The 12479-nt window shown below is 70.8% G+C and carries 11 protein-coding genes; 9 read left to right on the top strand and 2 right to left on the bottom strand.

Annotated features, from left to right (window positions below; genetic code table 11):
- Positions 1-28: 28 nt before the first annotated feature.
- Complete coding sequence (locus Vqi01_RS16705) at positions 29-1210, bottom strand: NADH-quinone oxidoreductase subunit D (protein ID WP_204035726.1); 1182 nt, start codon at positions 1208-1210, stop codon at positions 29-31.
- Positions 1211-1262: 52 nt separating this feature from the next.
- The gene (locus tag Vqi01_RS16700; protein ID WP_372444369.1) at positions 1263-2672 is read right to left on the bottom strand and encodes an SAM-dependent methyltransferase; all 1410 of its coding nucleotides are present in this window, start codon (positions 2670-2672) and stop codon (positions 1263-1265) included.
- A gap of 112 nt (positions 2673-2784) precedes the next feature.
- Between Vqi01_RS16700 and Vqi01_RS16695 the strand changes: the two genes are divergently transcribed.
- The 9 genes from Vqi01_RS16695 to Vqi01_RS16655 all read left to right on the top strand — a co-directional run bounded on the left by Vqi01_RS16695 (position 2785) and on the right by Vqi01_RS16655 (position 11931).
- Complete coding sequence (locus tag Vqi01_RS16695) at positions 2785-3744, top strand: Rossmann-like and DUF2520 domain-containing protein (protein WP_204035725.1); 960 nt, start codon at positions 2785-2787, stop codon at positions 3742-3744.
- Positions 3741-4631 (top strand): pantoate--beta-alanine ligase, encoded by an 891-nt coding sequence (gene panC, locus Vqi01_RS16690; protein WP_239098443.1) that lies wholly within the window; start codon positions 3741-3743, stop codon positions 4629-4631. The genes Vqi01_RS16695 and panC overlap by 4 nt, the downstream gene beginning before the upstream one ends.
- Positions 4632-4663: 32 nt before the next feature.
- On the top strand, positions 4664-5083 hold the full coding sequence (gene panD, locus Vqi01_RS16685; protein ID WP_204035724.1) for an aspartate 1-decarboxylase: 420 nt from the start codon (positions 4664-4666) through the stop codon (positions 5081-5083).
- A 152-nt stretch (positions 5084-5235) separates the two neighbouring features.
- The gene (locus tag Vqi01_RS16680; RefSeq protein WP_204035723.1) at positions 5236-6132 is read left to right on the top strand and encodes a septum formation family protein; all 897 of its coding nucleotides are present in this window, start codon (positions 5236-5238) and stop codon (positions 6130-6132) included.
- A gap of 62 nt (positions 6133-6194) precedes the next feature.
- The gene (locus Vqi01_RS16675) at positions 6195-7889 is read left to right on the top strand and encodes an L-aspartate oxidase (protein ID WP_204035722.1); all 1695 of its coding nucleotides are present in this window, start codon (positions 6195-6197) and stop codon (positions 7887-7889) included.
- Positions 7890-7965: 76 nt separating this feature from the next.
- Positions 7966-8895, top strand: a complete 930-nt coding sequence (gene nadC, locus Vqi01_RS16670; RefSeq protein WP_372444368.1) for a carboxylating nicotinate-nucleotide diphosphorylase — start codon at positions 7966-7968, stop codon at positions 8893-8895.
- Between the two features lie 32 nt (positions 8896-8927).
- Positions 8928-9686 carry a type III pantothenate kinase gene (locus Vqi01_RS16665; protein WP_204035721.1) on the top strand — a complete coding sequence of 253 codons (759 nt, stop codon included), beginning with the start codon at positions 8928-8930 and terminating at the stop codon, positions 9684-9686.
- Between the two features lie 270 nt (positions 9687-9956).
- On the top strand, positions 9957-11465 hold the full coding sequence (lysS, locus tag Vqi01_RS16660; protein ID WP_204035720.1) for a lysine--tRNA ligase: 1509 nt from the start codon (positions 9957-9959) through the stop codon (positions 11463-11465).
- A 115-nt stretch (positions 11466-11580) separates the two neighbouring features.
- Positions 11581-11931, top strand: a complete 351-nt coding sequence (locus tag Vqi01_RS16655) for a histone-like nucleoid-structuring protein Lsr2 (RefSeq protein WP_204035719.1) — start codon at positions 11581-11583, stop codon at positions 11929-11931.
- The last annotated feature ends 548 nt before the right edge of the window (positions 11932-12479 follow it).

Below are 12479 nucleotides of genomic sequence, written 5' to 3'. Positions count from 1 at the left end.
AACCGGGCAAAGCATCCGACCCGTCGGGTCACTTGTCGATGTCGCCGACCACGAAGAACATCGAACCGAGGATGGCGATCAGATCCGGCACCAGGCAGCCGGGCAACAGTGTGGCCAGTGCCTGCACGTTCGCGTACGACGCGGTGCGCAGCTTGAGTCGCCACGGCGTCTTCTCGCCCCGGGACACCAGGTAGTAGCCGTTGATGCCGAGCGGATTCTCCGTCCAGGCGTACGTGTGCCCCTCGGGGGCCTTGAGCACCTTCGGCAGCCGGGTGTTGATCGGCCCGGTGAGCCGGTCGACCCGGTCCAGGCACTGCTCCGCCAGGTCGAGCGAGGCGTACACCTGGTCGAGCAGCACCTCGAACCGGGCGTGGCAGTCGCCGGTGGTGCGGGTGACCACCGGCACGTCGAGCTGGTCGTAGGCCAGATACGGCTCGTCGCGGCGCAGGTCCAGGTCCAGCCCGGAAGCCCGGGCGACCGGGCCGGAGGCGCCGAACGCGGCGGCGTCGGCGGCGGAGAGCACCCCGACCCCGACCGTACGGGCCAGGAAGATTTCGTTGCGCCGGATCAGGTTGTCCAGGTCGGGCATCCGGCGGCGCACCTCGCCGATGGCGGCCCGGGCCCGGCCGGTCCACCCTGACGGGACCTCCTCCTTCAGGCCGCCGACCCGGTTGAACATGTAGTGGATGCGCCCGCCGGAGACCTCCTCCATCACCGCCTGCAGCGTTTCCCGTTCCCGGAAGGCGTAGAACATCGGGGTGATCGCGCCGATCTCGAGCGGGTACGAGCCGAGGAACATCAGATGGTTGAGCACCCGGTTCAACTCGGCCAGGGCCATCCGCAGCCAGGTGGCCCGCTCCGGCACCTCCATGCCCATCAGCCGTTCCACGGCGAGCACCACGCCCAGCTCGTTGGCGAACGCGGAGAGCCAGTCGTGCCGGTTGGCCAGCACGATGATCTGCCGGTAGTCGCGTACCTCGAACAGCTTCTCCGCGCCCCGGTGCATGTACCCGACGATCGGTTCGGCGGCGACCACCCGTTCGCCGTCCAACACGAGCTTGAGTCGCAGCACGCCGTGCGTGGAGGGGTGTTGCGGCCCGATGTTGAGCACCATGTCCGTGCCGAGTTGCTCTCCACCGGTGCCCGCCACCAGCCCGGCGCCGGTGCCGACGGTCAGCTCGCGCAGGTCGCCCGTGGTCATGCCCGTCATCGTGCCATGGACGCCGGCCCTCATGCGGGCGCGGCGGCGCCGGGCAGTCGCCTCACCGCTGCCGGAAGTCGGCCGGCGCGGACCGACCCGGCAGCGGCCGGTCGTCCGGCAGGCCAACCGGCTGCCACAGCCACCAGTGCCCGCCGAGACCGGTCGGGTCGGTCAGCTCGGCCGCCGCCGACGCCTCGGCCAGCGCCCGCACGTACCCGGCCGGGTCACGGACGGCCAGGGCCAGCGGTGGCCGGCCGCCGTCGGCCCCGAGCGCGCCCAGCCCCGCCCGCTGCGATTCGAGGAGGTACGCACACCGGGCGACCCGCTCGCCGGCAGAGGCGACCGAGTCCATGGCGACGTGCGCGGTGACGTCGCACGATCCGTCCGGTGCCGGCGGCACCTGCCGTCCGCTGCGGTATCCGGTCAACGATCCCCCGAAGGGCCGATTTCCGCGCAGGTGTCCGTAGTCCACGGCCAACGCCAACCCTCGGTCGACGTGACTGACCGCTGCGGCCCACGCCTCGTCCCGGGTCCGCCCGATCTCTACCCGAAGCGTCAGGTCTGTGGAGGTTTCCGGGCAGCCCGGCCGGCTCCGGGCGGTCAGGCTTGATCCCTCCGCCGGCCGGGCTGCCCGGAAACCCGACCCGGTCGAGCGCCGACCGTCCGTCACGGTCGGATCGGCTGCGATCACTCTCTGCTCGGGCGGCAGCGCATCCGGGCCGCCGTCGACGGGCAGGGGCCACCACGTGTCCAGCCATTCGGCGTCCTCTGGGCTGACTTGATCTCCTGTCGTCTCGACTCCGCTGGTGGGGTCGACGAGAAGGTAGCGCCAGCCGTCGTCGGTGTACGTGGCGATGTCCAGGGGGACGTTGTCGAGCCATTCGGTGGCCAGGAGCAGACCGGTGAGGTTGGCGGGGATCTCGTGCACCCAGGTGATGTGTTCGGGGAGGTCGTCAGGGCGGGGCGCGAGTTCGACGGCGGTGAACCGGATCCGTTTCGCGAGCGGAACCACCGCGTCGGGTGACGGACCGGCGGAGCCGGATGCGGGAGTGAGGGATGCCGAATCGACGGCGGCCGCGGTGGTCAGGGTTTCCGGAAAGCCCGACCGCGGAGGGATCAAGCCTGACCGCCCGGAGCAGTCGGGCTCCCCGGAAACCCCCACGGCGACCTGCGCGGACCGTGGCTCCCCGGAAACCCTCACCGCGACCTGCCTGGATGGCCCCCCGGAAACCCCTGCGGACAGGGCACGAAGAAGCTCCCCGCGCCCGGCACCGACATCGACCACGTCGAACCGGGCGGGAAAGCCGAGGGCGCTGTCGAGCTGGTCGATCAACCGGAGCAGAGCCGAGGCGAAGACCGGGGAGGCGTGCACGCTGGTGCGGAAGTGGGCCGCCGGTCCGGCACCGGAGACGAAGAAACCCGAAGGCCCGTAGAGTGCCCGCTCCATCGCTTCCCGCCAGGGCAGATGCACGGGTAGCTCCCTCCGGTCGCCGGTGAACGAACTCACACATCCTTGTTTCGGATCCGTGCCAGCGACGCATACTTGCCTTGACCGGTACCCATCTCGAGGACTGGATCGTGACATGAGCGCACCCCTGCGCACGCACCCGGCCGCACTTCGGCCCGCGACTGTGCCGGCGAGCCCGGTCGCCAGCCGTACTCTGCTCACAGTCGGCGTCGTCGGCGCCGGCCGGGTCGGTGCCACCCTGGGTGCTGCGCTGGCGACCGCCGGCCACCGGGTGGTCGCCGCCAGCGGGTTCTCCGGGGCGTCCCGGGCCCGGCTGGCCCTGCTGCTACCCACCGTCTCCCCCCGCCCGGCCGCGGCGGTGGCGCGGGACGCCACTGATCTGCTGTTGATCGCCGTACCGGATGACGCGCTCGCAGGCGTGGTCGCCGGCCTGGCCGCCGACGGCGCGCTGCGTCCGGGACAGGTGATCGCGCACACATCCGGGGCGCACGGCTTGGCGGTGCTGGCCCCGGCAGTCGAGGCCGGCGCGCGCCCACTGGCGCTGCACCCCGCGATGACCTTCACCGGTACGCCCGACGACCTCGGCCGGCTGCCCGGCATCTCGTACGGAGTGACCGCCCCGGCGGAACTGCGTCCGTTCGCCGCCCGGTTGGTGGCCGAACTCGGCGGCGTGCCCGAGTGGATCGAGGAGAGCGACCGCTCGCTCTACCACGCGGCGCTGGCGCACGGCGCCAACCACCTGGTGACCCTGGTGAACGAGGCCGCCGACCGGCTACGCGACGCCGGTGTGGGGCAGCCGGAGAGGGTGCTCACCCCGCTGCTGCGCGCCGCACTGGAGAACGCCCTGCGCCTCGGTGACGACGCGCTGACCGGCCCGGTCTCCCGCGGCGACGCGGGCACGGTCGAGCGGCACCTGGCGCGGCTCGCCGCCACGGCGCCGGAGTCGGTCGCCCCCTACCTGGCCCTGGCGCGACGCACCGCCGATCGGGCGGTGGCGGCCGGCCGGCTGCGACCGATGGACGCGGAGCCGCTGCTCGGCGTCCTGCATCGGGACCACAGGGAGGTCGCGGCGTGACCGTTCCAGAAGTAGGCGACACCGCGCGCACGCCAGTCGCGCCGGAGCTGGTGCACACCCGAGCCGAGCTGGCCCGGGCGCGGGCGGCGCTCACCGGCACGGTGGGCGTGGTGATGACCATGGGTGCCTTGCACGAGGGGCATGAGACGCTGCTGCGGGCCGCCCGTGAGCGCGCCGACCACGTGGTCGTCACGATCTTCGTGAACCCGTTGCAGTTCGGGCCGAACGAGGACTTCGACCGGTACCCGCGTACCCTCGACGCCGATCTTGAGATGTGCCGACGGGCTGGCGCGGACCTGGTCTTCGCTCCCACGGTGGCGGACATGTATCCCGACGGTGAGCCGATTGTGCGGGTCGACCCGGGGCCGCTCGGCGAGGACCTGGAGGGGTTGAGCCGGCCGGGATTCTTCCACGGGGTGCTCACCGTGGTGCTGAAGCTGCTCCAGCTCACCCGGCCGGACCTGGCCTTCTTTGGCGAGAAGGACTACCAGCAGCTGACCCTGGTCCGGCAGATGTGCCGGGACCTGGACGTGCCGGTCGAGGTGGTCGGGGTGCCGACTGTCCGGGAGCCGGACGGATTGGCCCGGTCCAGCCGCAACCGCTACCTCTCCGATGGCGAGCGGGAGGTGGCGCTGCGCCTGTCCCGGGCGTTGCGCGCCGGTGTCGACGCCGCCGAGGCGGGTCGCGATGCCGGGGCCGTGCTGACCGCCGCGCACGCCTGTTTCGGTGCCAGCGGGCCCGGTGCCCGACTCGACTACCTGGTCCTCACCGATCCCGACCTGGCGCCGGGACCGGTCCGCGGCCCGGCCCGGCTGCTCGTCGCCGCCTGGGTGGGTGGTACCCGGCTGATCGACAACGCACCGGTCCGGCTCGACCCGACCCGCTGACCTTCCGACCCGTACGCGCGAAAGGCGTCTCGATGTACCGCACCATGCTGAAGTCCAAGATCCACCGGGCCACCGTGACCCAGGCGGACCTGCACTACGTGGGTTCGGTGACCGTTGACGAGGATCTGCTCGACGCCGCCGACCTGCTGCCGGGCGAGCAGGTGGCGATCGTGGACATCACCAACGGAGCCCGGTTGGAGACGTACGTGATCCCGGGGCGGCGGGGCAGCGGCGTGATCGGCATCAACGGCGCTGCCGCGCACCTGGTGCATCCGGGCGATCTGGTCATCCTGATCTCGTACGGGCAAATGGACGACGTCGAGGCACGCACGTACCGCCCGCGGGTGGTGCACGTCGACGCCGACAACAAAATCGTCGAGCTGAACGCTGACCCGTCAACCGCCGCGCCCGGCACCGCCGGCACTCCCCACCCCAACCCGCTGTCCGTGTAAGGAAGGGCCCCCTTTTAACGCCTCGTGCATTGGAAGGGCCCCCTCTTAACGTCTGCCGCCCCATGTGCCGCGATTCCGGCCTGTCACCGGAAGGTCATTTCTGGTTACCCTGAATGCGCCGTCGGGGGACGGTCGCTGGGGGAGGCGGCGTCATGCAGCGTGCGACGAGAACCCTGATCGCGGCCCTCACCGTGGGAGCGATGCTCGCCGGGTGCGCGGGGCCCGGCGGGCTCGACGGTGACCTCACTGACGACTGGGGGGTGTTGCCGCCGCCCGGCCCGTTCATTCCGGCCGCCGAGGTCTGCCACGAGGCGGACTTCGCCCACGTGGTTTCGGTCGCGGCCTACGCGCCGGTCGACTGTTCCGTACCGCACCGGGTGGAGGCCGTACACGTCGGTTCCTTTCCCGGGGCGACGAGCAAGCCGCCGGCGAGCGCGTCGACTGAGATGCGCGCGGCGTTCGCCGACTGCGACACCCGGGCCACCGGCTATGTCGGCGACAACTGGCGGGCCGGGCGGCTCCGCCTCGCGGTGGCGGTCCCGTCCGGGCCGGGCTGGGCTGCCGGGTCGCGGTGGTACCGCTGCGACCTGATGGAGGTCACCACCGCCGATGTGGGGGCCGAAGTGGTGGTGCGAACCGGATCGCTGCGTGACGCCCTCCGCTCGCCCTCGGCGCTGCGCCTCGGTTGCCAGCAGACGCGTACCGACCGCAACGGGGTGGTGCAGGCACTGGTCCCGGTGGACTGCGCGCAGCGCCACGACGCCGAGTTCGCGGGGGTGTGGGCGTCGCCCGACCGGCAGTACCCGAAGCGCGGCGCGGATTGGGCTTCGATTTATGCCGGCTGCCGATCCGTCATCGCCCGGTACGCCGGTGTACCGGACGACACCGACCTGGTCTTCCGCAGCGACGTGGTGGTCCGCCCGCCCGGCGCAGGCCGGTGGCGGGCCGGTGACCGGGGCGTACGCTGCTATCTCTGGCTCAGCGACCGGGCCGTGACCGGATCGCTTCGCAACTCCGGTCGAGCCGGCCTGCCGTTGCGGACGAAGTAGCGGGCACCACTCGTCCCGCCCCGGCCGCCCGAACCGAGATCCCTTCGGGTTGACTGTGGGGTATGGAGTCACCGACCAGCGGACTGCCGACTGTGCCGAACCTGCTGGCCGCCCCGGCACCCGGCTGGGTGGAGAGCACTGACGTGATCGTGGTCGGCTCCGGGGTCGCCGGACTGACGGCCGCGCTGCACCTGCGCGAGGCCGGACTGCACGTCACCGTGGTCACCAAGGTCAAAATCGATGAGGGGTCGACCCGTTGGGCGCAGGGTGGCGTCGCCGCGGTGCTCGACCCGGCGGACACCCCGAAGATGCACGCCTCCGACACCGAGATCGCCGGGGTCGGGCTGTGCGACCCGGCAGCGGTACGCGTCCTGGTTGAGGAGGGCCCGACCAGGTTGCGGGAGCTGATGCGCCTCGGGGCGGAGTTCGACCGCCACCCCGACGGTTCGCTGATGCTCACCCGCGAGGGCGGGCACCGGGCCGATCGCATCGTGCACGCCGGCGGTGACGCGACCGGGGCGGAGATACAGCGGGCCCTGCATGAGGCGGTTTGCCGGGACCCATGGATTCGCCTCGTCGAGCACGCGTTGGTGCTGGATCTGCTCCGTGCTCCCGGCGACGGGCCCGATGGGCTCGGCCCGGCGTGCGGGGTGACCCTGCACGTCCTCGGTGAGGGCAGCGAGGACGGAGTCGGTGCCCTGCTGGCCCGGGCGGTGGTGCTGGCCACCGGCGGGATGGGTCAGATCTTCGCGGCGACCACCAATCCTGCGGTCTCCACCGGCGACGGCGTCGCGCTGGCCATGCGTGCCGGCGCGGCCGTCACCGACGTGGAGTTCGTGCAGTTCCATCCGACCGCGTTGATCGTGCCGGAACACGCCCGTACGCCGGGTGCCGGCCATGCTCAGCAGCCGTTGGTATCGGAGGCGTTGCGAGGCGAGGGCGCACACCTGGTGGACGCCGACGGCAAGCGGTTCATGCTCGGCCAGCACGAACTGGCCGAACTGGCGCCGCGCGACGTGGTGGCCAAGGGCATCCACCGCGTACTGCTGGCCACCGGTGCCGAACACGTCCACCTCGACGCCCGTCACCTGGGCGGTACCTTTCTGGCCCGGCGTTTCCCCACCATCGTCGCCTCGTGTCTGGCGATCGGGGTCGATCCGGGTGAGGATCTGATCCCGGTCGCGCCGGCCGCGCACTACGCCTCCGGCGGGGTCCGCACCGACCTGCACGGCCGGACGTCCATTCCCGGACTGTACGCGTGTGGCGAGGTCGCCTGCACCGGCGTCCACGGTGCGAACCGGCTGGCCAGCAACTCACTGCTGGAGGGTCTGGTCTTCTCCCGGCGGATCGCTGATCACATCGCGTCCGGTCTGCCCGAGCAGGCCCGCCCGGCGGAGACCGGGGCGTGGCGTGGGGGCAGCGGCTGGGTGCTGCCGGCGGCGATCACGCCAGCCCTGCAGCGGGCGATGACCCGTGGCGCCGGGGTGCTCCGCTCGTCCGCGACCCTTGATGCGAGCGCGGCCGAACTGGTCGAACTGGGCGCCGAGCGGGGCGTCCCCCGTACCGCCGATTGGGAAGCGACGAACCTGCTCACGGTGGCGGCGGCGCTGGTCACCGCCGCGTACGCCCGGCAGGAGACCCGGGGCTGCCACTGGCGGGAGGACTTCCCCACGGCCGACGAACGGTGGCGCGGCCACCTGGTCGGCGCGATCGGAGCAGACAACCGGTTGACCACCTGGTGGGAGGAGACCCCATGAGCGGGCGTCAGCGAGCGAATCATCGGCGCAGTGCGGTGGTGCCTCATGGCGGCGCGGAGCGTAGCGGAGTGCTGGCATGAGCGGGCGTCAGCGAGCGGATCATCGGCACCTGACGGCGGAGCGGCAGCGAGGGCTGCGTGACGTCGGGCTGGACCCGGACCAGGTGCGACGGATCATCGAGACCGCCCTGGTCGAGGATCTCGGCTCGGAGCTGCTCGACGTCACCAGCGTGGCGACCATTCCGGCGGCACAGACCGACACCGCCGACCTGGTGGCTCGGGCCGACGGCGTGGTGGCCGGGCTGGCCGTTGCCGCGGCCGTCTTCGAACTGACCGCCCAGATGACCGGGGCGGGTCGTACGCTCGAGGTGTCGGTGCTGGCCCGCGACGGTGCGCGGGTGGCCCGTGGTGACGTGCTCGCCACGGTGACCGGCCCCACCCGGGCGCTGCTCACCGCCGAGCGGACCGCACTCAATCTGCTCTGCCGGATGTCCGGAGTGGCCACCCACACCCGGGCCTGGGCGGACGCGCTGGCCGGCAGCAAGGCGATGGTCCTCGACACCCGCAAGACCACCCCGGGTCTGCGAGCGCTGGAGAAGTACGCGGTCCGGGCGGGCGGCGGCACGAACAAACGGATGGGTCTGCACGACGTCGCCATGATCAAGGACAACCACAAGTTCGCCGCGGGCGGTGTCGCCGCCGCGTACCGACGGGTTCGGGAGGCGTTCCCGGACGTGCCGGTGCAGGTGGAGGTGGACACGATCGCCGAGGCGGTGGAGGCGGTCGAGGCCGGGGCGACGTTCCTCCTGCTGGACAACATGCCCCCGGCGATGCTCGCCGACGTGGTGGCGGCGGTCGGTGACCGGGCCGAACTCGAGGCGACCGGTGGGCTGACCCTGGCCGACGCCGCGGCGGTGGGCGCGACCGGGGTCGACTTCCTCTCCGTCGGGGCGCTGACCCACTCCTCGCCGATCCTGGACATTGCCCTGGACCTGCGTACCCAGTGAGCGCCGTGCGGCTGGCCGTCTAGGCTGCGGGCGTGCTGCTCTGCATCGACATCGGGAACACCACCACCGTGCTGGCGACCTTCGACGGCGACAAGCTGGTGCACTCCTGGCGAATCAAGACCGATGCCCGCTCGACCGCCGACGAGCTGGGCCTGATGTTCCGGGGGCTGCTCGCCGGGGACGCCGTCGAGGTCACCGGTGTCGCTGCCTGTTCGACCGTGCCGGCCGCGCTGCGTTCGCTGCGGACCATGTTGACTCGCTATTACGGTGAACTGCCGAGCGTGATCGTGGAGCCCGGAGTACGCACCGGGGTGCAGTTGGCCATCGACAACCCGAAGGAGGTCGGCGCCGACCGGGTGGTGAACACGCTGGCCGCGTACACCCTCTACGGCGGCCCGTCGATCGTGGTCGATTTCGGCACCACCACCAACTTCGACGTGATCAGTGATCGGGGGGAGTTTCTCGGCGGGGCGTTCGCGCCGGGCATCGAGATCTCCTTCGACGCGCTCGCCGCCCGCGCCGCACAGTTGCGCAAGGTCGAGGCGACCAAACCCCGCTCGGTGATCGGCAAGAACACGGTCGAGTGCCTCCAGGCGGGGCTGTACTTCGGCTTCGCTGGGCAGGTGGACCGGATCGTCGAGCGGATGGCCGCCGAGTTGGGGGAGCTGAAGGCGGTGATCGCCACCGGCGGACTGGCGCCGCTGGTGCTCAGCGAGTGCCGGACGATCACGCACCACGAGCCAATGATCACGTTGATCGGGCTGCGCATGGTGTTCGAGCGGAACCTCTGACGGTGTGTTGCGGTGGGGTTTCCGGGCCGCCCGACCGGCTCCGGGCGGTCAGGCTTGATCCCTGCGCCGGTCGGGCGGCCCGGAAACCCTCGGTGGATCCGCGTCATCCGTCCGCTGCGGCTTGGTCTTGCGAGTGGGTGGCGGCCACGCGAACGAGAGGGGTGGGTGGGGTCGGTCATGACCGGGGGGTTATCCGGTAACGGCCGGCTGGGGGCTTGAGTACGCTCGGGGGCTGACCCCGCCCGAATTCTCCCGCCGAGGAAGCGTGCCGTGACCCAGCAGAGCCCCGTGTCAGTCGACCCCGCCGATGATCTTCCCGAGCAGATGAGGATCCGCAGGGAGAAGCGGGAGCGGATGCTCGCCGACGGCGTCGAGCCGTATCCGGTCACATACCCGCGTACCAGCACCCTGGCGCAGGTGCGGGAGCGCTACGCGGGCCTGCCCACCGACACCGCTACCGGCGATCGCGTCTCGGTCACCGGCCGGGTGATCTTCGTACGGAACACCGGCAAGCTCTGCTTCGCCACCCTCCGGGACGGCGACGGCACCGAGATCCAGGCGATGTTCTCGCTTGATCGCGTCGGTGCGGAGCGACTGGAGGACTGGAAGCGCCTGGTCGACCTCGGTGACCTCGTGGGGGTCACCGGCGAGGTGATCACCAGCCGCCGGGGCGAGCTGTCGGTTCTGGCCGAGCAGTGGGCTGTCACGGCCAAGGCGCTGCGCCCGCTGCCGGTGGCGCACAAGCCGCTGAGCGAAGAGGCTCGGGTCCGGCAGCGCTACGTCGACCTGATCGTGCGTCCGCAGGCGCGCCAGACGGTCCGCACCCGCGCCACGGCGGTGCGCAGCCTGCGTGATTCGCTGCACGGGCAGGGCTTCATCGAGGTGGAGACCCCGATGCTTCAGTTGCTGCATGGTGGAGCGGCGGCCCGTCCTTTCGTGACCCACAGCAATGCACTCGACACCGATCTGTATCTGAGAATCGCGCCGGAACTGTTTCTCAAGCGCGCCGTGGTGGGCGGCATCGAGCGAGTCTTCGAGATCAACCGCAACTTCCGTAATGAGGGCATCGACTCTTCGCACTCACCGGAGTTCGCGATGCTTGAGGCGTACCAGGCGTACGGCGACTACAACACCATGGCCGAGTTGGCCCGGAATCTTGTCCAGCAGGCGGCGCTTGCGGTCGGTGGCTCGACGGTGGTGACCCACGCCGACGGCCGCGAGTTCGACCTGGGCGGTGAGTGGCGTTCGGTGAGTCTGTTCGGTGTGCTTTCCGAGGCGCTCGGCGAGGAGGTCACGGTTCGCACCGAGCGAACCCGCCTGGTCGAGTACGCGGACAAGGTGGGCGTGACGGTCGATCCCAAGTGGGGGCCGGGCAAGCTGGCCGAGGAGTTGTTCGAGGAGTTGGTCGTACCGGGCCTGGAGGCACCCACGTTTGTGCGGGACTATCCGGAGGAGACCAGCCCGCTGACCCGGGGACATCGCAGCGAACCGGGCCTGACCGAGAAGTGGGACCTGTACGTGCTCGGGTTCGAGCTGGCCACCGCGTATTCGGAGCTGATCGATCCGGTTGTGCAGCGGGAACGGCTGGTCGCCCAGGCGCAGTTGGCCGCCCGCGGCGACGACGAGGCGATGCGGCTGGACGAGGACTTTCTCCGAGCGATGGAGTATGGAATGCCACCGGCCGGTGGCATGGGAATGGGAATCGACCGGCTCCTGATGGCGCTGACCGGCCTCGGAATTCGGGAAACCATCCTCTTCCCGTTGGTACGCCCTGAGTAGTCGGCAGGAAACTCGGACGGCTCGTTACCGCATCCTATTGACGCGACAAGCATCGCACGGGTTATTCTGCTCTCGCAGTTGGCAGTAGAAGCCCTGCTGGAAAGGAAAGTGGGACGTGGCCAAGCATATTATTCACAAGCTGGTCGATGACCTGGACGGCGGGGACGCGGACGAGACCGTCAAGTTCGCGCTCGACGGCGTCCAGTACGAGATCGACCTGTCGAGTTCGAACGCCGAAAAATTGCGCGACGTATTTGCCCAGTACATCGCCCACGGCGCCAAGGTGGGCCGGGGCGGTGTGGTCGTGGGTGGTCGTGCCGCCCGCGGTCGTGGTGGCGCCACCGCTGACCGGGAGCAGAACAAGGCCATCCGGGCCTGGGCGCGCAAGGCCGGCAAGGACATCTCCGACCGGGGCCGGATCCCGCAGGAGATCGTCGACGAGTACCACGCCAAGGCCGGTCACTGACTCGGCGCTGACCCGTCAAGCGATGCCGGTCCGGGCACACCTCGGGCCGGCATCGTCATCTGTGGAGCTGGGTTGCCCCCTTACGTCCCGTTTCGGCGACTCTGACCGATCCCCGGGGGCGCCTGGGGCGGGGCAGGTACCGCCAGCACCAGCACCGGAACCGGTCCGGCCGGGGCCGGGACTATTGCTCGTGCGGCGAGCGTTATCCACAACCAGTGGACGCCTTGTCCACAACCTGTGGACGGCGTCGGCGGGATGCCGTCCGCCCGTCGGGACCCTTCCGTGCGCCGTCCCGACGGCCTGCATCTGCCGGCCGAATTTCGCTCTGCGCGTACAGCCGCCACGCCCGGAACAGCCGTTGAGCGTGGATGGTTGTGCAAAACGACGCGTATCGGGCCTCGGGCACAGACACACGAGGTCAGCCGAGTCGGTTCGCGGCGATAGAGTAATGAGGCGCGGACGCCCGTCCCGGGCGCTCGCGCACCGGCCCCGCCGAGAGTCTTGACCACCAAGATCGAGTGCGCACGGCACGTGAGGAGCACGAGGGC

This window comes from Micromonospora qiuiae, from assembly GCF_016863555.1.
In the GTDB taxonomy this organism is placed as follows: domain Bacteria; phylum Actinomycetota; class Actinomycetes; order Mycobacteriales; family Micromonosporaceae; genus Micromonospora; species Micromonospora qiuiae.
Note: the sequence above shows the minus strand (reverse complement) of the source record. Positions and strands in the feature narration are given on the sequence as shown.